The 22,315-nt window shown below is 61.9% G+C and carries 26 protein-coding genes and 1 pseudogene; 14 read left to right on the top strand and 13 right to left on the bottom strand.

Going from position 1 to position 22,315, the window contains the following annotated elements; all coding sequences use genetic code 11:
• The first annotated feature begins 20 nt into the window (after positions 1 to 20).
• The gene (yfcF, locus tag ACPTTC_RS29440) at positions 21 to 653 is read left to right on the top strand and encodes a glutathione transferase (RefSeq protein WP_423394997.1); all 633 of its coding nucleotides are present in this window, start codon (positions 21 to 23) and stop codon (positions 651 to 653) included.
• A 145-nt stretch (positions 654 to 798) separates the two neighbouring features.
• Positions 799 to 1,305: a hypothetical protein gene (locus ACPTTC_RS29435; RefSeq protein ID WP_423394996.1), complete on the top strand. Its 507-nt coding sequence runs from the start codon at positions 799 to 801 to the stop codon at positions 1,303 to 1,305.
• 137 nt (positions 1,306 to 1,442) lie between these two features.
• On the opposite strand, the pseudogene ACPTTC_RS29430 reads toward ACPTTC_RS29435, so the two are convergent.
• A pseudogene (locus tag ACPTTC_RS29430) lies at positions 1,443 to 1,675 on the bottom strand (IS5/IS1182 family transposase); the annotation flags it as partial.
• Between the two features lie 528 nt (positions 1,676 to 2,203).
• On the opposite strand from ACPTTC_RS29430, the gene mdh reads away from it, so the two are divergent.
• The 3 genes from mdh to ACPTTC_RS29415 all read left to right on the top strand — a co-directional run bounded on the left by mdh (position 2,204) and on the right by ACPTTC_RS29415 (position 5,832).
• On the top strand, positions 2,204 to 3,376 hold the full coding sequence (gene mdh, locus ACPTTC_RS29425) for an iron-dependent methanol dehydrogenase (protein ID WP_423394995.1): 1,173 nt from the start codon (positions 2,204 to 2,206) through the stop codon (positions 3,374 to 3,376).
• Positions 3,377 to 3,493: 117 nt separating this feature from the next.
• The gene (locus ACPTTC_RS29420) at positions 3,494 to 4,069 is read left to right on the top strand and encodes a hypothetical protein (RefSeq protein WP_423394994.1); all 576 of its coding nucleotides are present in this window, start codon (positions 3,494 to 3,496) and stop codon (positions 4,067 to 4,069) included.
• A gap of 725 nt (positions 4,070 to 4,794) precedes the next feature.
• Positions 4,795 to 5,832, top strand: a complete 1,038-nt coding sequence (locus tag ACPTTC_RS29415; RefSeq protein WP_423394993.1) for a hypothetical protein — start codon at positions 4,795 to 4,797, stop codon at positions 5,830 to 5,832.
• A gap of 191 nt (positions 5,833 to 6,023) precedes the next feature.
• Here ACPTTC_RS29415 and ACPTTC_RS29410 read toward each other — a convergent pair whose 3' ends face one another.
• The 4 genes from ACPTTC_RS29410 to ACPTTC_RS29395 form a co-directional block, all read right to left on the bottom strand.
• Positions 6,024 to 6,554, bottom strand: a complete 531-nt coding sequence (locus ACPTTC_RS29410) for a YfbU family protein (RefSeq protein ID WP_423394992.1) — start codon at positions 6,552 to 6,554, stop codon at positions 6,024 to 6,026.
• A 92-nt stretch (positions 6,555 to 6,646) separates the two neighbouring features.
• Positions 6,647 to 6,805, bottom strand: coding sequence for a hypothetical protein (locus ACPTTC_RS29405; protein WP_423394991.1), 159 nt, complete (start codon positions 6,803 to 6,805; stop codon positions 6,647 to 6,649).
• An 8-nt stretch (positions 6,806 to 6,813) separates the two neighbouring features.
• Positions 6,814 to 7,020 carry a hypothetical protein gene (locus ACPTTC_RS29400; protein WP_423394990.1) on the bottom strand — a complete coding sequence of 69 codons (207 nt, stop codon included), beginning with the start codon at positions 7,018 to 7,020 and terminating at the stop codon, positions 6,814 to 6,816.
• Between the two features lie 239 nt (positions 7,021 to 7,259).
• A complete protein-coding gene (locus ACPTTC_RS29395) occupies positions 7,260 to 7,409 on the bottom strand; it encodes a hypothetical protein (protein WP_423394989.1) in 150 nt (49 codons plus the stop codon).
• A gap of 61 nt (positions 7,410 to 7,470) precedes the next feature.
• Between ACPTTC_RS29395 and ACPTTC_RS29390 the strand changes: the two genes are divergently transcribed.
• The 3 genes from ACPTTC_RS29390 (at position 7,471) to ACPTTC_RS29380 (ending at position 9,220) form a co-directional block, all read left to right on the top strand.
• A complete protein-coding gene (locus ACPTTC_RS29390) occupies positions 7,471 to 7,722 on the top strand; it encodes a hypothetical protein (RefSeq protein ID WP_423394988.1) in 252 nt (83 codons plus the stop codon).
• Between the two features lie 153 nt (positions 7,723 to 7,875).
• Positions 7,876 to 8,397: a GNAT family N-acetyltransferase gene (locus ACPTTC_RS29385; RefSeq protein WP_423394987.1), complete on the top strand. Its 522-nt coding sequence runs from the start codon at positions 7,876 to 7,878 to the stop codon at positions 8,395 to 8,397.
• 325 nt (positions 8,398 to 8,722) lie between these two features.
• Complete coding sequence (locus ACPTTC_RS29380; protein ID WP_423394986.1) at positions 8,723 to 9,220, top strand: hypothetical protein; 498 nt, start codon at positions 8,723 to 8,725, stop codon at positions 9,218 to 9,220.
• A gap of 229 nt (positions 9,221 to 9,449) precedes the next feature.
• Here ACPTTC_RS29380 and ACPTTC_RS29375 read toward each other — a convergent pair whose 3' ends face one another.
• Complete coding sequence (locus tag ACPTTC_RS29375) at positions 9,450 to 10,301, bottom strand: LysR family transcriptional regulator (protein ID WP_423394985.1); 852 nt, start codon at positions 10,299 to 10,301, stop codon at positions 9,450 to 9,452.
• A 179-nt stretch (positions 10,302 to 10,480) separates the two neighbouring features.
• Between ACPTTC_RS29375 and ACPTTC_RS29370 the strand changes: the two genes are divergently transcribed.
• From ACPTTC_RS29370 to ACPTTC_RS29360, 3 genes are read left to right on the top strand one after another with little or no spacing between them, the layout of a single operon-like run.
• The gene (locus ACPTTC_RS29370) at positions 10,481 to 10,795 is read left to right on the top strand and encodes an EthD family reductase (protein WP_423394984.1); all 315 of its coding nucleotides are present in this window, start codon (positions 10,481 to 10,483) and stop codon (positions 10,793 to 10,795) included.
• Positions 10,796 to 10,855: 60 nt separating this feature from the next.
• Positions 10,856 to 11,869: an alpha/beta hydrolase gene (locus ACPTTC_RS29365; protein ID WP_423394983.1), complete on the top strand. Its 1,014-nt coding sequence runs from the start codon at positions 10,856 to 10,858 to the stop codon at positions 11,867 to 11,869.
• Positions 11,870 to 11,877: 8 nt separating this feature from the next.
• Positions 11,878 to 12,756: an NAD(P)-dependent oxidoreductase gene (locus tag ACPTTC_RS29360; RefSeq protein WP_423395737.1), complete on the top strand. Its 879-nt coding sequence runs from the start codon at positions 11,878 to 11,880 to the stop codon at positions 12,754 to 12,756.
• A 288-nt stretch (positions 12,757 to 13,044) separates the two neighbouring features.
• On the opposite strand, the gene ACPTTC_RS29355 is transcribed toward ACPTTC_RS29360, so the two are convergent.
• From ACPTTC_RS29355 to ACPTTC_RS29335, 5 genes are all read right to left on the bottom strand, one after another.
• Positions 13,045 to 14,484 (bottom strand): efflux transporter outer membrane subunit, encoded by a 1,440-nt coding sequence (locus tag ACPTTC_RS29355; protein WP_423394982.1) that lies wholly within the window; start codon positions 14,482 to 14,484, stop codon positions 13,045 to 13,047.
• Positions 14,485 to 14,503: 19 nt separating this feature from the next.
• Complete coding sequence (locus ACPTTC_RS29350; RefSeq protein WP_423394981.1) at positions 14,504 to 16,078, bottom strand: DHA2 family efflux MFS transporter permease subunit; 1,575 nt, start codon at positions 16,076 to 16,078, stop codon at positions 14,504 to 14,506.
• Positions 16,079 to 16,091: 13 nt separating this feature from the next.
• Positions 16,092 to 17,186, bottom strand: coding sequence for an HlyD family secretion protein (locus ACPTTC_RS29345; RefSeq protein WP_226195160.1), 1,095 nt, complete (start codon positions 17,184 to 17,186; stop codon positions 16,092 to 16,094).
• Positions 17,187 to 17,250: 64 nt separating this feature from the next.
• The gene (locus tag ACPTTC_RS29340; RefSeq protein ID WP_423394980.1) at positions 17,251 to 17,682 is read right to left on the bottom strand and encodes a MarR family winged helix-turn-helix transcriptional regulator; all 432 of its coding nucleotides are present in this window, start codon (positions 17,680 to 17,682) and stop codon (positions 17,251 to 17,253) included.
• Between the two features lie 107 nt (positions 17,683 to 17,789).
• Positions 17,790 to 18,710, bottom strand: coding sequence for a LysR family transcriptional regulator (locus tag ACPTTC_RS29335; RefSeq protein WP_423394979.1), 921 nt, complete (start codon positions 18,708 to 18,710; stop codon positions 17,790 to 17,792).
• Between the two features lie 91 nt (positions 18,711 to 18,801).
• Here ACPTTC_RS29335 and ACPTTC_RS29330 point away from each other — a divergent pair, with 91 nt between their 5' ends.
• The 3 genes from ACPTTC_RS29330 to ACPTTC_RS29320 all read left to right on the top strand — a co-directional run bounded on the left by ACPTTC_RS29330 (position 18,802) and on the right by ACPTTC_RS29320 (position 21,104).
• Positions 18,802 to 19,230 (top strand): MarR family winged helix-turn-helix transcriptional regulator, encoded by a 429-nt coding sequence (locus ACPTTC_RS29330; RefSeq protein WP_423394978.1) that lies wholly within the window; start codon positions 18,802 to 18,804, stop codon positions 19,228 to 19,230.
• Positions 19,231 to 19,414: 184 nt separating this feature from the next.
• Complete coding sequence (locus ACPTTC_RS29325; protein ID WP_226195157.1) at positions 19,415 to 20,662, top strand: aconitase X; 1,248 nt, start codon at positions 19,415 to 19,417, stop codon at positions 20,660 to 20,662.
• Positions 20,655 to 21,104, top strand: coding sequence for an aconitase X swivel domain-containing protein (locus ACPTTC_RS29320; RefSeq protein ID WP_423394977.1), 450 nt, complete (start codon positions 20,655 to 20,657; stop codon positions 21,102 to 21,104). Before ACPTTC_RS29325 ends, ACPTTC_RS29320 begins: the two co-directional genes overlap by 8 nt.
• A 21-nt stretch (positions 21,105 to 21,125) precedes the next feature.
• On the opposite strand, the gene ACPTTC_RS29315 is transcribed toward ACPTTC_RS29320, so the two are convergent.
• On the bottom strand, positions 21,126 to 21,728 hold the full coding sequence (locus tag ACPTTC_RS29315; RefSeq protein WP_423394976.1) for a hypothetical protein: 603 nt from the start codon (positions 21,726 to 21,728) through the stop codon (positions 21,126 to 21,128).
• Complete coding sequence (locus ACPTTC_RS29310; RefSeq protein WP_423394975.1) at positions 21,725 to 22,312, bottom strand: hypothetical protein; 588 nt, start codon at positions 22,310 to 22,312, stop codon at positions 21,725 to 21,727. The genes ACPTTC_RS29315 and ACPTTC_RS29310 overlap by 4 nt, the downstream gene beginning before the upstream one ends.
• Between the last annotated feature and the right edge of the window lie 3 nt (positions 22,313 to 22,315).

The raw sequence follows: 22,315 nt of genomic DNA, 5'->3' as shown, positions 1-22,315 counted from the left end.
GTACCCACAAGGAGCCAGCAGTGCAAACCGGTCATCTCCGCCTCTACGCGGATACGCAATACACGAGCCCTTACGCGATGTCGGTCTTCGTCGCGCTCGAGGAAAAATCGCTGCCCTACGAACTGGTGACCGTCGATCTCGGCAACTGCGCGCATTTCGCGCCCGACTATGCGGCGACGTCGCTGACGCAACGCGTGCCGACGCTCGTGCACGACGATTTCGCGCTGTCGGAATCGTCGGCGATTACCGAGTATCTCGACGAGATTTTCCCGGGCACGCGGCTCTATCCGGTCGAGCCGCGCCAGCGCGCGCGGGCGCGACAGGTGCAGGCGTGGCTGCGCAGCGACCTGATGCCGGTGCGTACTGAGCGGTCGACCGAAGTGCTGTTCTACGGGCCGTCGAGCGAACCGCTGTCGAGCCTGGCGCAGGCCGCCGCGCAGAAGCTGTTCGCGGCCGCCGACAAGCTGCTCGCGCCGGGCGCGGCAAACCTGTTCGGCGAATGGAGCATTGCCGATGTCGACCTGGCGGTGATGCTGAACCGTCTGGTACTGAACGACGATCCGGTGCCGCAGCGCCTCGCCGACTATGCGCGTGCGCAGTGGGAGCGGCCGTCGGTGCAGCGCTGGGTGAAGCTGAAGCGGCCGCCGCTGTGATTCGCGGGTGCGAGGGGCGGGGCGGCGCGGGCGTTCACGCTGCACGCCGACGAGTTGTCGCTCAGTCGGTCCCGCACGCATCGAGAAGCGGTATGTCGGCGCGACGTCATGTCACCTCGCCGAATCGGCGTGAGAACGCATATCGATGAAGAAGATCGGTTTGTTGGTCGCGATCATGGCCGTGTCCGGTATCGGACGGGCAGCCCCTCCCGGCGACGGGCTGGTGAAAAGCTGCCTGATGGCGCAGTCCGTCTCGCCGGCGATTGCGATCCAGGGCATCGACACGCATGAGGTGTCGCAAGAGGGCGACTACGCGGACGGGTTCAACGCCAGCTACGTCGTCAAACATGAGGGTGCCGACGTCGGCTACGCCGAAGGAAAGTCGACGCAGGCGCTGATCTACGCTGGCAGGCTCTACCGATTGTCTGCGGCGATACCCGTTGGAAATAACGGTGGAATCAAGCCGACTGCATTCAATCCCGCGCTGGCCGAGTGGAGCATGGCAACGGTCGGCCGTGAGCGCTATCTCTGCGTGAGCTTCAATTTCGACGGACTCGGGCGAAGCGGGGCGTATCAGAATGTTCACGGCGGATACTTGCTGAACGCGAAAACCAAAGACTTGTACTTTGTTGTACGCGACGTCAGGAAGTGAGGGGCCTTGTCTTGCACGGTGTCGCATCGTGCAGGGCAGTGGTGCCATTCAGTTGACCCGCCAACCCTGTACACCCCGGTGGTCAGTTGTATAAGTCTGGACTCGGGCGTGTTCACACTAGCGAAGGGCTTCGACGATCAGGGCAATGTGAACATCAAATCGAGTGTGTCAAAGCACGAGAAGATGCGGCGGAAGCCCTTCGATCGACGGAACAGTTGCTCGACCTCATTGCGACGCTTGTACATTCCCGGTCGTCCTCCCAAGGCTCGACGCGCGTACTCAACGGGGGAACGACCGGGATGAAACCGGGATCGAGCGCGAGTTGTCGGGTTTCATTGCCTTCGTACGCCTTGTCCATCAGCAGGTGCAGCGGCCGATGCTGCGCATAGAGACGACGATCTGCTCACTAGGGCTGGACGGCAGCGTGAGGTAGGCGTTGCTCCGATTTGATCGCGGTCAAACATCCGCGCGACGGCAAATGAACTTCAGCCAAGTGACGCGAGGCCATCACGGCGTTTGTCGAGCAAGTGGATGACGTTCGTATCGGCGCCCAGCTGATTCCTGATTCGAATGCGCGCGATTATTCCGATCCGCTACGGTGCCGGATTTTGCGTTTGGCACGCAGAGCGTGGCTGCTGTGCCGGTCCCGCACGCGTCGATTCGACAGTCGACGATGCGTGCAAAACGCACGGCAGAGAACACCTCGTCGCGTTGCGCACCTGTCCGATTTTTGAACACCTTCCGTGTTGCATTGTTTCGAGGTGAAACAGCGCGGCAGGCGCAACCGGCAGGCATGCCCCGAAAATCCTCGCTTCGATGCATTGGTACGGTTCGTGCATGAGCTTATGCGGGTGTGCATGGCAAACCCACATAAGCAACCCACATCACCGGAGACAAAATGAGCTACCTGAGCATCGCCGACCGTACCGACAGCTTCTTCATCCCCTGTGTGACCCTCATCGGGCCGGGCTGTGCGCGCGAGACGGGCGCGCGAGCCAAATCGCTGGGCGCGAAAAAGGCGCTCATCGTCACCGACGCCGGCCTGCACAAGATGGGGGTGTCCGGCATCATCGCCGGCTACATCCGCGAGGCGGGGCTCGAGGCGGTCATCTTCTCGGGCGCCGAGCCGAACCCCACCGACATCAACGTCCACGATGGCGTCAAGCTCTACCAGCAAGAGGGCTGCGACTTCATCGTTTCGCTGGGCGGCGGTTCTTCGCATGACTGTGCCAAAGGCATCGGGTTGGTCACGGCGGGCGGCGGGCATATCCGTGACTACGAGGGCATCGACAAGTCGAGCGTGCCGATGACGCCTTTGATCTCGATCAACACAACGGCGGGTACGGCGGCGGAGATGACGCGTTTTTGCATCATCACCAACTCCAGCAATCACGTGAAGATGGCCATCGTCGACTGGCGCTGCACGCCGCTCATCGCGATCGACGATCCGCGCCTGATGGTGGCCATGCCGCCGGCGCTCACCGCCGCCACCGGCATGGACGCGTTGACCCACGCCGTGGAAGCGTACGTGTCCACCGCAGCGACGCCGATTACGGACGCCTGTGCGGAAAAGGCAATCGCGCTGATCGGGGAATGGCTGCCGAAGGCCGTCGCGAACGGCGAATCCATGGAGGCACGCGCGGCGATGTGCTACGCGCAGTACCTCGCGGGCATGGCATTCAACAACGCCTCGCTCGGCTATGTGCATGCGATGGCCCATCAGCTCGGCGGCTTCTACAACCTGCCGCACGGCGTGTGCAACGCGATCCTGCTGCCGCACGTGTGCGAGTTCAACCTCATCGCCGCGCCCGAGCGCTTCGCCCGGATTGCCGCGCTTCTGGGGGCGAACACGGCGGGTCTGAGCATGGCCGACGCTGCCGGCGCCTCGGTCACCGCCATCCGGCGCCTGTCTGCATCGGTGGGGATTCCGTCGGGTCTCGCAGGTCTCGGCGTAAAAGATGAGGATCACGAAGTGATGGGTCACAACGCACAAAAGGACGCCTGCATGTTGACGAATCCGCGCAAGGCGACGCTGGCCCAGGTCATCGCGATCTTCGAAGCGGCCATGTAAGCGTGCGTGCCCCCTCGCGGGCGGTGTCGCGAGGGGGGGCATCCATGCAGAAAACAGTAGGCCAAGCAAATAGCGTTGGATTGTCTGACTCATTTTGGCTGCGGATTCAACCCGTCGATGCAACGAATTGATGAAATCACTCAGCCGGTGTATCGAAGTCTAGCGTCGTTCGTCTCGGCTCGTCTCGGCCACGAACAGTCGTTCGACACCGTCAACGGAATCGTCGACAATCGACTGCGTCCTTATGACGACAACGGCAGCCAGCCAACACTTTGGTCAGTAAACGCGATGGCAAAACCTATCTTGATCGTATTGCTGAAAGGTCCATTTTCGGAAGCTTTTTGTTTTGTCGAGACTTTGCTCAAGCCTCTTGGATTTATGCTTGCCAATCCCGATAGTGGTCGAATAACGCACTGGAGCGATGACGGCCATCAGATCGCAGTATCCAGAGCCACGATTGTTGATGAAGCATCGACAGGTAGACTGAAGAACGTTCAGTTTTGGCAGTCCGGTAGCGATGATCTATTCGTGTCCTGGATCGATGCATCGCTGGGATGGGAGTTTTCTTTTCATCTCGATGGTGTCAAACCAGAATTGAAGATCGCGTTGGCGACCGCACTCTCAAGTGCGATCTTCGTCGATTTAAATCTGAAATACGAAGACGAGAGTGCATTTCGGATCGATTTCGATTAACTTTTCAATAGAGAGTTCGGTTCAGATTCGGCTGGCTAGATCCAGCGACCGCTTCGAGAGCAATTGAGTGACTGTTAAGCCAAGAGCGGTCGTCGAAACCGCAATCGTCGCGAGGTGTGGCGGAATGACCTATCCTGAGCAACTTTTATCGGCCAAGCCTTATACGTCATGAACGCAAATCTAGATATTGTTCTTGCGAGTGCGAAGACGGCCGGCTAACGCTTATGTGTCAAGGGGACTACGGAAAATGATAGACGAGATACCCCCTCAGATACCACCATTCGTTTTCGCTTGTCTCCCGGTGTCACTTCCTGCCCGTCCTCATGTTCCAGAGGACACGGTACAATGCGTTAGCGTCCGAGATTGAGCCGCCTTCCACCGCGATATTCGGTGCAATCGTGATGTTCTCGCCACCACTGCCACCAACCGGGGATATGCTCGTCGCCGAGTCAACTACACCGCCTAGCGCATCATGCGAATGATGGTGCACCGCTCCACCGGAGTTCAACGCGTCGAACGTGGGCGCACCACCAAACCGGCTCATTGTTTCTGCCGTGAGGATCACCGTTGCTTGCACTGATGCTGATCCGCTCGGGCGAGTCTTGATGGTGCTGCGTTTCCCATGAGATAGTAAACTATATGCCCCCTTAATACCCCGTTCCGAGAAGCGAACCATGTTGGCTAGCCGAGAACCCGGGACAAAATGAGCGCAGTGAGACCTAAGTATGGACGCGATTCTACCGAGCAGAGCGGCACTTTCCGAAGCGTTAGATCTGTCAAACGACATTCTTCGTAATATCGAACTTACGGAAACCCCGCTGACCCAAATTGCGCTGAAGGCAAGTCGCCTCGCTCGACTCCTCAACGACTTCGACTATCGACAGATTTTCGAGTATGAAGCAAGTGGATATCCAACAACGCCCGACGGTGTCCCCCCTAGCGTCTGGAAATGCGCACAAATTGCTGGCCGTATAAATCAGCTAAAGTTGGAAAACGAGATCAAGGAAACAGCCTACCTTGAGTCAATCGGTGAACTAGAGGCGAAGATTGAAAGCGCAAGAATTGGGATAGATGCCGCACGAGACCCAAACGTATCGATCACTTCGGCCAACCCGAGACAGTTTGTGTCTGCGGCCAGAGGGAACAAAGATGAGCGTGATCGCCATCAGAAGAATCTCGTTCTAGCGACTAGACGACTGAGCTCCCGGGGAGCATTCATACACAATTACGTTTCAAAGAAGAATCTCGAACTCAAATTCTCGTCGATTGCTGGCGACGCTTTTTCTCGGATCCGAGAACTCGTCGATGCTGAGATTGGGGAAACCGTTCCAACAGCAGTACAGAAATTCTCAGCAATCTACGACAATCTGGAATCAGACAATCCTGAAGACTGGTCAAACGCAGTTCACGGGTGCCGCCGTGTCTTGCAAGATTTAGCTGATGCCCTCTTTCCTGCTACGGACACTCCCCGGGTCGTAAGCTCCGGTGGAAAGTCACGAGAAATTAAACTTGGACCGGACAACTACATCAATCGGCTTTCCTGCTTTGCCGACGATCGGAGCAATTCAGAACGCGCGACCGCTATTATAGGCTCTCATCTCGGATTTCTTGGTGAGCGACTCGACTCGTTGTTCAAAGCGGCCCAAAAAGGCTCACACGCTGTTATTTCCTCTCGCGAAGAGGCAGACCGCTGCGTTGTTTATACATACATGGCTGTTGGCGACATCCTGAAGCTTTCCAAGCTACCACCTAAAGCCGCTTAGCCTTTCTTTCGGCTTATTGGCCCGCACGGATAGTTCCCGGCGGGCCCCCTCTGAGAAGGCAGATTATCTGTCTTCGAGCCAGCTCGGATAACGGCATCCGTCCGACGATTACGAGCTACCCATCAAATTATTCACCGAACATACCGCCGCATGCACGGTCTTTCGGATGTGCCATTAGCCGATATTTAACATCAACGCTTCCCGATCTGGATAAGCTCGTCGGCATTCAAATTACGCGGCGCCCCAAGTTTTTTGCGGATCGGCTCAAATACTGCCAGCATTGCCCGATAGCGAGCCGCGCTCGGCATGTGCGAATTGAACTCCCTACCCTTGAATTCAGTGAAACGGTTAAGTTCCTCCACGACAAAGCGGGTGATCGACATATATTCGGTCTCGTTATTTCCATCGAAACCCTCGAAGCTGTCAATGCCGTACGGTACATCTGTATCGACGCGCGCCTTATCCTCAGCGGACAGCCCTTTGTATCCTCGCTCGATAAATGACCACATGTCCAGCACATCGATAACAAATTTGACTGGCTCCGGCGTCGGCTCAAGGGAATCGGCGAAGATACCTTGGTATTTCCATTCCAATCCCCAAAGATGGTCGTGAAAAATTGCTTCCTTTACGAAATTCGGATCAATTTCCCCCTTGGTTTTGAGACCCTCCAAAATCTCAGCGAGCATGATGGTCATCAGTTTTTCTGCATTCGTCATTTTCATGGTCTACCTCCGTTGGTGGATCAAAGATTATATCTATCCAATGGAAGCACAGGTGGCTGAGCGCGTATATTGCCTGCGCGCGCGTGCTACCTCTATTCGTTGCTGTCTTGACCGCAAGACAACAGTGCGGTCGCTGCCTCGATACGCATCACCATATCAATCTCACCGTTATTCATCACGGCCTGTAGGAACTCGCGCGGATCGTCCATTTGCTTGATCGTCGCCCATGCCGGGTCCGGTTTCTGTTTCATGTCGGTTCCTATTTTCTGTTGTTGACTACGAGCTTTGGTGGTGCGGCCGGTGTGAACCGACTCGCTACCTTCTTTGCCGCTTCGTCGCGTTGCGTTTTCTTCCCTGTCTCGCTCTTCTTGGGGTGCGTGTACTGCACCGCCGCGATTGCTGCGCGCACCTGAAGCGCTGTAGCTTCTACGCGGCCAAGCGCGACGTCCTGGAGTAGCTGGAGCATGTCGCGCTCCTCCAGCGGAGCAGGTGGTGGTTGCTGCTTCTTGGGTCGGCCAGCCCCCGGCCGAGCCCCGCCGCTATTGGCTCGCGGCCCGCCGGACTTGCCTTTTACGCCTGCCATTTGCTGAATTCCTTTGAAAATGGGGAAATTTTCTGCGCGTGAGGGAACGTGGGGTCTAGACGGACAAAGGGCCAGGACTTTTGATAGCCCCGGCCCCTTCGGCATCCTCGCTGCCGCTCCGCTTACGCCTTCGCGGCCTTGCTCGTCACGCCTTCAATGATGGTGATCGCCTGCGGGTAGTTCACGATCAGGTCGGCGCGGGCGTGGCACAGGAAGCCGATTTCACCCGTCTTCGCGTATGCCTCGCGCAGTACACCGATGTTCAGGTTCACCGACTTCATCCGGAGCCAGTTGCCAGCAAGTGAAAGGTCTGCAAGGCTGGAGTACGCCTGGATGACCGGCGCTGCCTTGCGCAGTTACGCATCTTGGAGCAAGACACCCCACGACGAAGCGGAATTTGTCCCGCTCGAACTCGGTTTCGTCACATTGCTGCGTCAATTCAGTTTTTGGGCCGTATTGTTTGCCCCCGAAGGGGAAAGGGTCGGCGAGGTCGCCGCCCTTGGCACAGAAGATACGGTGCGCCTTCTTAGGTGTGGTGTGCAGAGCATGGCTGAATGCCCAGGGTTTCTGGCGCTTAGCACATAGCCTGCCAGGCGTTGTGGGATGGAGGGCCGCTTCGGGTTAAGCCAGTCGCGCTTTGTCGGTGCAGCCGCGGACCGGGTTCTGCCAGAAGCGGTCCTTCGACTTCGACGCCCAGATCGTCCACAATCGGCATCGCACATTCTCGCCTGAACCGCCATGACCATGCACACGCCCACGCTACGCCTAATCGACCGCCAGTCGTCGAACGACATGGAACGTCTGCAAGCTGTGCTCGAAGGTGCGCCAGGCTATAGCCTGGCCGTGGAAGGCAGGCTGCCCCCTCCGAACGCCGCCATCGAGGTACTTGATGCGCTACCGCCCGGCAAAAGCCATTCGGACAAATTTGTCTACGAAATCTCTCACGATCTCGAGGCGGTTGGATGTATGGAAATGGCGCGGGGCTATCCAGAGGTCGACATCGCTTTCATCGGCCTGCTGTTGTTCCGGGAAAGTTCGCAGGGACGGGGCTTTGGCCCGCAGGTTCTGCGTCTCGCCGAAGCAATCGGAATGGGCTGGCAGTGTCGCGCATTACGCATTGCAGTCATCGATACCAATCCGAGAGCGTTCGAATTCTGGAAACGCGAAGGCTTCGTTGAGTTGCTTCGCAAACCAGCGATGGATTTCGCCGCCCAAGCAATCGTGATGGAGCGTGCGCTACCGGCCGCAATATCCATCTAAGGCAGATCGTCGTCCCATTGGGTTCGATACATCGCGTCTGTTCGTTATCGGCATCAGTCGGCCATGAACGGTCGTTCGACATAACGGGCGGAATCGTCGACAATCGTGTGCACCAGCGACAGGAAGCATTGAAACTATGAATTTTGGCGGATGGTTTCAGCGCATCCAAGGTGGTTCTCGAAACACCAGCCCAATCGAAATGCTGACCTTGAATGATGCTCATCGGATCGTCTCCCCCTTTGTCGAGTCGGCTTTGGATGGGAGAGGATTCGAACTCGTTGCGCCGCTAAGGTGGGTCAGATTCGATGGAACGCCGATACGTCAAATGTTTGCGTTTCCGGCATGGAAAGGCGGTGTAATAGCCCCACGATGGGGGCTTTCGCTCGACTTCGTTCCTCACGTATCAGGCAATACCGTTCGATGGCATCGGACAAATAAATCCGCGACGTTCGATCTATGCGTCGATGCGCGGGACAAAGCCCTCGATATAAACCTGACCTGCGGAGAGCACGCCCTTGTTCTATCGGCACCACAGATAGTCGAAATGGCAGTCTCGCGCGCGGACGAACTTTGGCGACGCGTCAACTCATTGGAAGATCTTGTCCGCGCGTTTGAATGGCTGCGAGGATATCTGTCGAGTGGAGGCCTAGGCTTCTACAATTACGTTCAGCATCCGATCGCGCTTGCCTTTGTGCTTGCGAAGGTTGGCCGCGACGCCGGCGCATATCAGGAGCTGGAACATTTTCTAAAGGGACGGGCGCCCGACGAGCCTGTTTCCGTTCGTGTGCGGAAACTCCTTTCGGAGGTGCGGTCCGATGCTTGATAGCTCTCGCGCACGCTCGTAATCCGCTACCCCGTCCAACTAATAGTCGACCATAAATGCGCGTTCGACGTTGCTCCATCCTGCCGACAACTCGTGCGTCTGTCGCGGGCGTCACGACCCACTGAGGCAAGCACATTCCACCGAGCAAGCTGACCGCGCACGAGCTCCACCCGCATCTACGTCACGGGCTTGGCTCGCGAGACGCTACACTCCGATTCTCGTCCATCGACTAGCATCCAACGTGTTTAATCGCGAGATCCACGAAGGCGCGTAATCGATTCAGCCGCCTGAGGTCGCGATGGTAGCCCATCCAGATGTCCCGATGCGGCGGCTCATCGCTCAAATCGAGCCTGCGAATGGTAGCGAGCTGATCGCCGACAGGCCGCGGCAATACGGCAATGCCCAACCCTCTGCCGCACATCTGCGCCTGGACATTTCGGTTATTCGACTGCAATACAATGCCCGCGTTGGGGAAACGATTTCTGAGCCAGTCGATATCCGGAAAGCTGCCCGTTGACGTATCCATCGCGATCAGGCGGTGCCCCATACCATCGCCTTCCACGGGATCGGCACTCGTGGTCGCCACGTAGACGCCGTATCGCATCTGGGTCAAACGTCGTTGCACGATATCGGGCCCGTCGAACGGAACGATGCGGAAAGCGACGTCCGCTTCACGCTGCGCCAGGTTGAACAGGCGTGTGCCTGTCAGGATCTCGATTTCAACGAGCGGATATTCGCGCGAATACTCGGCAATCACGGGCGGCAGGACATAGGCGCCAAACCAGTCGGCCGACGACACCTTGAGCGTTCCTTCCAGCTTCGTCTGCTCACCGGTCAGTCTGCGCTCCATGGTCAACGCGCTGTCTTCCATTTGCTCGGCCAGCGGCAGGATAGCGGTGCCTTCCTCAGTCAGGACAAACCCGTCCGCGGTTCGCTGAAACAGTACCTGTCCCATCGATTCTTCAAGCGCGCGAAGCCGTCGCCCGATAGTCGGATGACTGAGATGCAGCGCACGTGCCGCGGCACCGAGCGTCCCGGTCCGCGCGATCGCGAGGAAGATCCTGACATCGCTCCACTCCATGCTCACGCACCCACAAAAATGAACGGAATATGTTCATTATATTGAATTGCCGTACGAAATTGAATTTGCGAGACTGGGATTCGTCGCGTATGTCGTCACGTCCTCGCGGCCTCCCTGCGGATTGAAATCCGTCATGACGCGTGGGGCAGATCGAACAACCAGGCAGAACGGAGATTGTCATGTCGCGCATCACATCAACGACCGTGTATGTCACCTACGAGGGCACACCCGACGAACGCTTTGACCGGAGCTACTACGTCGAATATCACCTGCCGCTCGTGATGCAGGCATGGCGGCGCTACGGTCTCGAGCGTGTCGCGGCTTTCTTTCCGGCGCTGACGCACGTTGGCACCGTGGTGATCTGCGAATGCATTTTTCGCGACGAGGCGGCCATCGAAGCCGCGTTTGGATCCCCGGAAGCCGTGCAGGTCATGGCCGACGTCGCGACCTTCACCGACATGTTCCCCAAACGCTTGCGCGTCACCCGGTTCTGATCGGGTCGATGCACGACTCGCGCGCCACGCACCCGTCAAGCTACAAACAGGAGAATGACCTTGGCCTTCTGGACACAAGTTGCCCCGCGCACCGTACGTCGCGGTCATATGTGGATTCCGGGCGATCGGATCAAACGAAACGGTGAGACCTACCAATGCGGCCCGCTCTTTGTCGAATGGGAAGCGCCGGAGCAGGTGACTCGCCCGTGGCCGATCGTGCTTCTGCATGGCGGCGGCTATCAGGGAACCGAGTGGTTCGACACACCGGATGGCCGGCCTGGCTGGGCACAGCGCCTGGTGGAAGCGGGCTATGCGGTTCTCGTTGCCGACCGTCCCGGACAGGGAAGGTCTCCTTTCCACGTCGAGACCATGGGACCGATGGGGCCGGCGTTTTCGTACGAACACGGCCGCCATATCTACTTCCCGAGCGAATACGAAGGTCGGCACACGCAATGGCCTTTTGCCCGTGACGACGAAGCCGCGATGGACGAGTTCATCGCGGGTTATGGCCCGCTTCCCGCAGACCTCGCGTTTTCCGAAGACATGGAAGCGGACCGGATCGCAAAGCTGTTGGACAGGATCGGCCCGGCGATCCTGCTGACGCACTCGGCGTCGGGGCCGGTCGGCTGGTTGGTGGCCGATCGTCGGCCCGGCCTGGTAAAAGCGATCGTCGCCGTCGAGCCGATGGGCCCACCGTTCGCGGAGATTCCGAATATCGGCTCGCTGACATGGGGCCTCGCAGCGGCGCCTCTGAACTGGGAGCCGCCCGTTGCTTCGCCTGAAGCGCTGCGCGCGGCCGCGCCCGGTACACATCGGCTGCCTCGGCTCGCCGGTTTGCCGATCGTGGCCGTCACAGCGGAGGCCTCCGCCTTCGCGGCCGCCAGTCGACCCACTATCGAGCAACTCAAGGCATCCGGTAGTCGTGCTGAAGTGCTGCATCTTCCCGACCATGGCGTGTTCGGCAACGGCCACGGGTTGATCTACGAGAAGAACTCCGACGATGCACTGATGCCGGTGCTGAACTGGCTCGTCGAACACACGGAAGCATCGAACCCGGTGCAAGCGACGTTGTGAACGCGGCCATTCGCGAGGAGAGTCAAATGGAAATCGGAATAATTGGCCTGGGTGCAATGGGCCGGGAAATGGCCCGCAATCTGGTCGCTGCCGGTCATGCCGTCACGGCGTGGAATCGTTCGGGCGGCCATGTCGAAGGCGTGCGCATGGTGGAGACGCCGGTGCAAGCGTTGCAGGCTGATATGACCTTGACGATGCTGTCCGACGACGCGGCAATCCGCAACGTCCTGCTGGACACAAGTCTTCTGCTTCATGCACGACCGGGACTGGTGCACGTCGTGGCATCGACGATCTCGGTGGCGTTCGCACGGGAACTGGCGGAGTTGCATCGAGCGGCACGCGTCGCATTTGTCGCTGCGCCGGTGCTGGGGCGCCCGGATGTCGCCGCCAGGGGCGAACTCAACGTGCTCGCCGCCGGCGCGCCTGCCGCGCTGGAGAAAGTCATGCCGGCACTGGACATCGTCGGCAAACGCGTCTGGGACATGGGCGAAGAGCCGTCCACGGCCTATGCTGCGAAAATCGCCTGCAACATGATGATCACGATGGCCATTCAAGCGATGGCGGAAGCCGTCGTTCTCACCGAGACGAACGGGCTTTCACGAGAGCGATTTTTCGAATTGATCCTGGGCACGCTGTTCGGCAGCCGTCCTTACCAGACCTATTCCGGCAATATCATCAGGAACGCGTATCAACCTGGTTTCAAGGCCGCGCTTGGCTTGAAAGATCTTCGTCTCGCCTCCGAAGCGGCCGAACAGGCTGGCCGCACACTCCCGATGCTCGCTGCCGTCCATGGCCAGATGGCCGAAACGGTCAATGCGGGCATGGGCGATCTCGACTGGTCGGCAATCGCAGCCTTGACGGTAGATCCGTATGCGCACTGCGCCTGATTCGCGCTGTTGTGGTCTGCAGCAAGTGAATCGCATCACATCATTCACTCAAGGTAGGGGTCGCGCGGGCGTATTCGAATGACGGTGCATCTTGTGGTCAACCTGGTGCCTCGCCCCGTGACGGCAGCGCGGGTCCGAACGGCTGCATCAATCTGGCACCAGTCCTTAAATGTCCGGACGCTCGATCGGCCGCTTCGGATCGATCACTGCCCTTGATGAGGTGACATCCAGGCAAGCTCAGAGCTAATCCGGCGCTGACCGAAAGGGCAGCGTCCAGACTTACACGGCTCAGTTGTTCTTCGCCACCGCCTGCACCTCCGGCCCACCCGCCGCGTCATTCCTGCTCCACCCACCCCCAAGCGACCGATACAGCGCCACCGCCGCCAGCGCATGTTCGCGCTTGACCTGATTGAGCGAATCCGAATCCCTCAGATAAACCTCCTGCGCGGACAGCACATCCAGAAAATCCGTCGCGCCACCTTTATAGAGCTGATTCGCCAACCCAAGCGCTTTATCCGAAGCAGCAAGCGCACTATCAAGCCTGCGCGACGCCTCATCGGCGCTGACGAGATTCGCCCGCGCATCCTCGACTTCCCGCAACGCCTGCAGCATCGTCTGCCGTAACCCGAGTTCCGACTCGCGCATCCGGCTTTCGCTCTGCGCGATATCGGCGGTAATCCGCCCCGCATTGAAGATCGGGCTCGTCGCGCTTAACGCGGCACTGAACAGGTTATCGGTCAACGTCGGCAACCCGAGATAAGACGCGGCCAGAATCCCGTCCGTCAGGTTCAACGAAAACTTCGGATACCGTTCGGCCTTCGCCACGCCGACTTGCGCCGCCCGTCGCTCGACCTGCGCATACGCCGTCAGCACATCCGGCCGCCGCAGTAACGCTTGCGAAGGCAACGTCACCGGCGCGCCAACCGGCGGCGCCGGAATTTCTCCGGCCTGCGCGAGCACGAGCCGATCGACCGATTCCGGCGTGCGCCCCGAATACACGGCGATCAGGTTGAGCTGATGCGCAATCTGCGCCTGCGTCGGCGGGATCCGCGCTTCGAGCGCGTCGAGCTGGTTCTGCGCGCGCGTGACGTCGAGCTCCGTCGACAGCCCGAACGCCTGCCGCTTGCGCGTGAGTTCGAGCGCATGCTGCCGGATCTTCGCGTTGTCCTGCAGGATCTTCAATTCCTGCTGCGCCCAGCGCAGATCGACATACGCGGAAGCCGCGTCGGCCGCGAGCGCGAGCCGCATCGCATCCTCCGCATGCTTCTGTCCGACCAGCTCGGCTTGCGCGGCGAGCAGGTCGAGCCGTTCGCCGCCGAACACGTCCGGTGACCAGCTCAGCGCGAGCCCCGCGCCGGCCTGTCGCACATAGCCGAGCGGCGGCGGCGTGTTCTGGCGGGCGTCGGCCGCATGCGCGGTCGCGTCGAGTTCGGGCAGCAGCACCGCGCGCTTTTGCACGGTCAGCGCCTGCGCCTGCTTCACGCGTTCGGCGGCCGCCTGCAGATCGAGGTTGCCATCGAGCACGGTGGCGATCAGCCGGTCGAGCACGGGGTCGTGGAATTGCGCCCACCACGCGGCGGCGTCGATGTCCGCGCGCGGCACATCGGTATCCCAACCATCGGGCGCGAGCGTTCGAACCGAATCCTGAAGCGCCGGATGCTGCGCGGGCTGCACCGCACATCCTGCGGCGAGTGCGCTGACGGCGAGGGCGACGAGAAGTTTTTTCATGATGGTGATGACCTCAACCTCAGTGCGCGTCCGGCGGCGGCGCGTTCAGGGAAATGGGTTTGGAGAAGACGACCGCGATCAGCGCGACGACGAAGCACAGCGACAGCGCGTAGTACGCATCCGCATACGTGAGCGTCAGCGCTTCGCGATAGATCAGGTGGTGCAGGTTCGCCAGGCCGGCTTGCGCGGTGTCCAGCGTGTTGCCGGCCACGGACGTCCAGTACGCGGCCTGGCGATCGAGCAGCGGTGCGATCTGCGGCTGGCCGGCGCTCACGTGCTCGTTCAGGCGCAGATAGTGAAAGTTCAGCCGGTCGTTGAGCATCGTCGCGCTCACCGCGATGCCGATCGCCCCGCCGAGATTGCGCATCAGGTTGAACAGTCCGCTCGCCGATTTCAGGCGCGACTGCGGCAGCGAGCCGAGCGCCATCGTCACGATCGGCGGCACGCTGAACTGCTGGCCGATGCCGCGCAGCGCCTGCGGCAGCAGCAGTTCGCGCCAGCCCCAGTCGTGCGTGATCGGCGTGTACAGGTAGCAGCCGAGCCCAAAGCAGATCAGCCCGAACACGAGCAGCGCGCGCAGGCTGAAGAAGCGCGCGGCGAACGCATACGCACAGAGCGCAATCAGCTGGAACGCGCCGACCGACAGCAGCGCCAGGCCGATCTGCAGCGAGCTGAACGCGCGCACCTGCGCAAGGAACAGCGGCGTCAGGAACACGGTCACGAAGATCCCGATGCCGGTCACGAACGACAGCAGGCTGCCGATCCCGAAGTTGCGCACCGCGAGCGCGCGCAGGTCGACGATCGGATCCTTCGCGGTCAGCGCATGCACGATGAACAGGAAGCCGCAGATGCCGGAGATCCATGCGCAGATCACGATCGCGTCGTCGCCGAACCAGTTCTTGCGCGGGCCTTCCTCCAGCACGTATTCGAGGCAGCCGAGGAAACCCGACATCAGCGCGATGCCGAGATAGTCGCCGCGCTTGACGAGGCTGAGGTCGGGTTCGTCGATATGCACGTAGCGCGGCACGAGCAAGGCCACCGCGATGCCCGGCACGAGGTTCAGGTAGAACAGCCAGTGCCACGACCATTGATCGGTGATCCAGCCGCCGATCACGGGGCCGATCGCCGGGGCGAGCGATGCGAGCGCGCCGATGGTCGTCGATGCGATCAGCCGCTGCCTGCCGGGGAACAGCACGAACGCGGTGGTGAACACGGTCGGGATCATCGCGGCGCCGAGCGCACCCTGCAGCCCGCGAAACAGGATCATCGAATTGATGTCCCACGCGAGCCCGCACAGCATGCTGGTGATCGTGAAGCCGACGGCCGATGCGGTGAACAGCCAGCGCGTCGACATCACTTTCGACAGCCAGCCCGACATCGGGATCACGATGATCTCGGCGATCAGGTAGGCCGTCTGCACCCACGACAGTTCGTCCTGGCTCGCGGACAAGCCGCCGCCGATGTCGCGCAGCGACGACGCGACGATCTGGATGTCGAGCGTCGCCATGAAGAAGCCGACGCACATCAGCGCGAAGGCGAACACGCGCTGCTTGGTCGGTTGCGACGCCGGGTCGCCGGAAAACGCGGTGGTCATCGTCGTCTCCCGCTCAGTTTGCGTGATCGGTATGCACGGTCACGACCGCGGACAGGCCGGGGCGCAGCACGTGGTCGAGGCCCGGCTGCGGATCGAGATGCACGCGCACGGGCACGCGCTGGACGATCTTCGTGAAGTTGCCGGTCGCGTTCTCGGGCGGCAGCACGCTGAAGGTGGCGCCGGTGGCGGGGGCGAGGCTGTCCACGCGGCCGTGCAGGCGTGTGCTCGACGCATCGAGCGACACGTCGACGCGATCGCCCGCGTGCATCTTGCGAAGCTGGTCTTCCTTGAAGTTCGCGTCGATCCACAGTCCGGAAGCCGGCACGATCGTCAGCAGCGGCACGCCGACGTTCGCGAGCATCCCGACGCGGCCCGTGCGATTGCCGACGTAGCCGTCGACCGGCGCGCGGATCGTCGTGTATTCGACGTTGAGCGCGGCGACGCGCTGCGCGGCAAGCGCGGTGTTCACGCGGGCCCGCGCGTCGGCGAGTTGCGCGCCGAGCACGTCGAGCTGCCGCTTCGATGCGAGCAGCGCGGCGTCGCTGCGCTCGACGGCGGCGCCGGCCTTCGCGTAATCGGCGTCCGCGCGTTCGACGATCTGGTTCGACACGGCGTCGGATTTCACGAGCTCGCGGTAGCGCACGCGATCCGATGCGGCACGCGTCAGCTCGGCCGACGATGCGCTCTTGTCGGCCGCCTGCTGGCCGATCACCGCGTATTGCAGTTGCTGCTTCGCCTCGAGTTCGGTCACGGCGGCGCGCGCGCTGTCGACCTCGGCGCTGGCCTGTGCGAGTTTCGCGTCGTAGTCGCGCGCATCGAGCTGCACGAGCACGTCGCCGGCCTTCACGCGCTGGTTGTCGGTCACGAGGATCCTGTCGACGAAGCCGTTGACCTTCGGCGCGAGCACCGTCACGTCGCCGCCGACATACGCATCGTCAGTGCTCTCCTGGAAGCGCAGCACGAACAGCCAGTCGAGCGCGGCGGCGGCGACGACGATGACGACGGCGCCCACCGCGATGCGCATCCACGGCACACGGCGCTGTTGCTTCGCGGGCCGGTCGAGAGTGGCTGCTTCACGGGATGAGGCAGCGCCTTGGGTCGTATCCATCGATTCACCTATGTATATGCACTAATCAAAGCGATCGACGTCGTGTCGTCGATCGGGGAACGGGCTAGCGTTCCGGGAGGTTGTGCGTGATCCGGAACAGTTCGTCTCTCAGGCGGGCCGCCTGGGTCGACCCGAACCGCTGCTCGAACGCTTCCTGCGCGGCGAGCCAGTGCACCTGCGCGTCGGCGATCTTCGTTTCGCCGTGCTCGGTCAGCGCGAACGTCTGGCGGCGGCACGGCGGCTCGATCCGGCCCGCCACCAGCGCCGCGCCGACGAGCGGCTTGAGCGCGCGCAGCAGCGCGGTGCGTTCGATCACCAGCACGGCCGACAGCGTCGCCATCGTCAGGCCCGGCCGATCGCGCAGCAGCGCGAGAATGCTGTACTGCGACGGCGTCACGCCCGCCTGCGACAGATAACGTTCGTAGAACTGCGAGATCCGGCGGGCGGCTTGCCGGACGGCGAAGCAATCGTCATCGGTGAGCGTGGTCTTGTGCATGTACACATGTTAGGGCGAGGGGCGGTGCGAATCGATGGCCGGGGCAGGATCAGATTGGTGTCGTGGCTGTACCAATCGGCGGCAGACCGGTGCGTTCGCGCGCCGGATCAGGCCGCGGCCGGAACAATCCAGCCTTCGCGGTCGCAGTAGGCGGCCGTGTAGTCGATGAACGCCTTGACCTTCGCGGGCAGTAGCGCGCGGTTCGCGTACGCGAGCTTGATCTCGACGAACCCGTCGACGAGATCGGCGTCGGCCAGCAACTGCACGAGCGCGCCCGACGCGAGCTGGGCGCCGACGAGCGTCTTCGGCACGACGCCGATGCCGAAGTCATGCATCACCATTTCGCGGTTGAAGACGGGGCTGTTCGACGAGATGTCGAAGCGGAACGGCACGGTCAGCGTGTTGCCGTCGACGTGGAACGACAGCGCGGGCCGGCGCAGCGACGGCGACATCGGCACGAACGGATGGTCGGCGAGGTCGGCCGGCGTGACCGGGCGCGAACGGGCTTGCAGATACGCGGGCGTCGCGACGATCACGAGCGGAATCCGTTCGATGAGCCGCACGACGGTCGATTCGTTCGTCAGCATGTACGGCACGACGATGCCGATGTCGTAGCCTTCGCCGACCAGATCGACCGGGCGCTCGGTCAGCGTCACGTCGAGGCGCACCCTCGGGTGAGCGGCCTTGAAGCCGGCGATCAGCGGCACCAGCTGGTTCAGCGCGGCCGTCGTGTGCGCGACGAGGCGCAGCAGGCCTTCGGGCTCGCGCGTCGAGGCCTGCGCTTCCGCCTCGAGCGAGTCGAGTTCGTCGAGCACGGCCGCGCAGCGCTCGTAGATGCGCTCGGCCGTTTCGGTCAGCGACACCTGGCGGGTGGTCCGGTGCAGCAGCCGGCTGCCGAAACGCGCTTCCAGATCCGCGACCGCGCGCGACACGACAGGCCGTGCGAGGCCGTGGATGTCGGCGGCGCGCGTGAAGCTGCGCATCTCCACCACCGACCGGAAAATCCGCAGCTTGTCGATGTAGTCCATGTCCATCTCCTTGACGCGAGGGCCGGCCACCGGCCTTGTTACGGCGGAGTGTACATTGACTTTATGCATATGCACATATAAATTGCGGAGCATGAACGACACCTCGATTGCCCAGGCGTGCAACTGTCTCGCGCTGCGTCAGGCGGCGCGCTTCGTCACGCAACTGTACGAGCGCCATCTGGCCCCGGTTGGGGTCACGCCCGCCCAGTTCTCGATCATGGCGAACCTGGCGCGCCAGCCCGGCCTGCTGATGAGCGAACTCGCCGATGCGCTCGTGATGGATCGCACGACGCTGCTGCGCGCGTTGAAGCCGCTGCAGCGCGACGGTGTCGTCGCGACGGCCGCATCCGCGCACGATGCGCGCGCGCATGCACTGAGCCTCACGCAGCAGGGCGAGCACACGTTCGCGCGGGCGCGGGTCGCATGGCAGGCCGCGCAGGACGAATTCGAGATGCAGTTCGGCCGCGACCGCGCGAAGGCGCTGCGCGACGAGCTGTTCAGCGTGACCGCGGAACGCTAGAGCGATCGGCGGCAAACTGGAGCGAAATTCGAGCCATTGACCGCTTCATTGGCGTTCGAGAGTGGAAATTGGTTTTTAAACTGTCCGGATCGATGGCAATCTGGACAGTTTTTATTTCCAGTTGTAGAGTCCCCTGACGAGTTTCACCGATCGGCGCCGCCGGCACGCGTCAGAGGAGCAATCGATGCTGCAGTTGAGTGACCGCGACAGCGCCATGCTGCGCGGGGATTTCGGCGATGGCGTCGCGCGCGCGATGCGGATCGTCGCGCGCACGGCGCAAGTGATGTCCGCGCCGCACCTGATCGACATCACGTCCGCCCATATCGACGGCTGTCTTTACCACGGCCGGACGAGCCTCGACTTCGTCGAGTATTTCGTCGACACCGGCGCGAAGGTTGCGGTGCCGACCACGCTGAACGTCGGGTCGCTCGACCTGATCCATCCCGAGCTGTATCACGGCGATCGCACGATCCAGCGCGATGCGCAACGCCTGATGGACGCGCATCTGCAGCTCGGCTGCGAATCGAGCTTCACGTGTGCGCCGTACCAGCTGAAGAACCGTCCCGCGAAAGGCGAGCAGATCGCGTGGGCCGAATCGAACGCGATCGTGTTCGCGAACTCGGTGCTCGGCGCGCGGACGAGCCGGTACGGCGATTTTCTCGACCTGGCCGCCGCGATCACCGGGCGTGCGCCGTATGCGGGGCTGCATGTCGAAGCGAACCGCGCTGCGCGGATCGTGTTCAACGCGCCGGACTTCAGCCGCCTGCCGTCGCGCGATATCCATTTCGCCGCGCTCGGGCTGCTGATCGGCAGGATCGCGGGGGCGGTCGTGCCGGCGATCGTCGGGCTGCCGGCGGATACCACCGAAGACGAACTCAAGGCGCTCGGTGCGGCCGCCGCGTCGAGCGGGGCCGTCGCGCTGTTCCACGCGGTCGGCGTGACACCCGAGGCACCGACGCTCGACGCCGCGTTGCACGGGCAAGCGGCGCAGCGCACGGTAGACGTCGCGATGGCCGATCTCGACGAGATTCGCCGCACGCTGAACCACGGCGCGGCCGGCGATGCGCTCGTCGCGGTGGCGCTCGGCACGCCGCATTTCTCGCTGGCTGAATTCCGCACGCTCGATGCGTTGCTCGACGCGTTCGACGGCAAGCCGGCCTGCGATTTCTACGTGAACACGAGCCGGTTCATCCTGTGGGAGCTGGACGAAGCCGGCCTCGCGGAGAAATTCGCTGCACGCGGCATCCAGATCGTCGTCGACACCTGCACGTACATCACGCCGGTGATGAAGCAACTGTCGGGGCTCGTGATGACCAATTCGGGGAAATGGGCGTCGTATGCGCCCGCGAACATCGGCGTGACGGTCGCGTACGGCAGCATGCGCGAATGCGTGCGTTCGGCGTACGAAGGAAAGGTGCGATTCGATGACTGAGGTCACGCGCAAGGTATTGACGGGCGACACGCTCGTACCGGGCCGCGCACGCGCGCGCCCGTTCGTGCTCGACAAGCCGCTCAGCTTCTGGGGCGGCTATGACTCCGGCGCGGGAAGGATCGTCGATCGCGGGCATCCGCAAGCCGGCGCGAGCCTCGCCGGCAAGGTGATGGTGATGCCGCACGCGAAGGGCTCGAGTTCGAGCAGCAGCGTGCTCGCGGAAGCCGTGCGCAACGGCACGGGGCCGGTCGGGATCGTGCTGAAGGAGCGCGACCTGATCATCTCGATCGGCGCGATCGTCGCTGCCGAGCTGTACGCGATCGCGGTGCCGGTGGTGTGCGTGACCGATGACGTGTACGACGCGATCGTTGCCGCGAAGGGGGAGGTGCGGATCGAAGCGGGCGAGGGTGACGGCGGCGCGCGGATCGGCATCGACCCGTGACACGTTGTGCGCCGGGGCGGCTCAAATGAAGCGAATGTGCGGCGCGTCGTCCTTCGCGAGCGACAGTGCATGCCGGGCGGCCTTCATTTCGCGCTTGCCGCCGGGCTGCGCGAGCCGCCGAACCTCCGGCCACACGATCACGCCGAACACGATACGCAGGAGCGTGCTCAGCACGAACAGGCCGATCGCGCCCGAGGCGAACCACGCAAACGCGTCGAGCATCCCGCTCGTGCTGCGCGATACCGCACACATGATGCCGCCGATGAAGGCCAGCGCGACCAGCAGGCCGATCGTCACGAAAACGTCGGTGCGGGCGCTCGCGACCTTGGCGGTGCGAACGAGATACACGGAGCCGTCGATCGCGTTGCGGATCCCGTAGATGGCGCGGCGATCCTGGTTTCGGGCGTACGCGACCGTCAACCGGTCGCCCGCGACGATGAACAGGTTGCGCGTGCCGCTGGTCCTGACCGTGAGCGGTGCATCGAACGTGTCGAGCTGCAGCGCGATCTCCTCGATGCTCTGCCTGGTCCAGCCGAGGTTGTTGCTCCAGACGTCCGTACTGATCGTCTGCTGGCTGACCGACGTCACGCAACCGGATGCGATCTGCATGGTGAGATCGGTCATGGGCTGCTCCGTTCCGCCGTGAAACCGACCGGTTCGAGTTGCCACCTTTCGTGGGCCTCGCGCCGCTGGGGCTGGAGGGCCAGCTCGGAGAGACCGGCGATCGCGAGCAGCGTGCCCAGCAGGCTGACGATGGTCACGAACAGGGTGAGTGCGACGACGAGCGCCCAGCCCAGTTTGAAGGCGGCGGCGCCAATCAGCAGGCTCAGCATGAAGAAGCATGACGCCCACGTGAGCAGCGACAGGTTGCTGTTCTTCTGTCTGAACGCATCGTAAGGGGCGATTGCCAGATCGTTGCTTCGGATCCACGCGATCCGGCGGCGGCCGCGATCGTCGAAGATGCACGCGCGCACAGCCATCCCGGGCTTCAATTGATCGATCTGCTTGAACGCCTCTGCGTCGATGTCGTAGGCGGAGATGAAGTAGCACGCGCCCTGCATCGTCAGGCGATAAAGCGGCACCTTCCTGATGTCGGCCGTGACCCGGATGAGGTTCGTATCGATGCGGTCGATCGTCGATTCGATCACGGTGGTGTGATGGCGCATGGTCGGGAGAGGGCGCCGGTCGGCGCCGCTTTGGCGTGGCATCGA

The sequence above is a fragment of the Burkholderia mycopellens genome, from assembly GCF_964265025.1.
In the GTDB taxonomy this organism is placed as follows: Bacteria; Pseudomonadota; Gammaproteobacteria; order Burkholderiales; family Burkholderiaceae; genus Burkholderia.
Note: the sequence above shows the minus strand (reverse complement) of the source record. Positions and strands in the feature narration are given on the sequence as shown.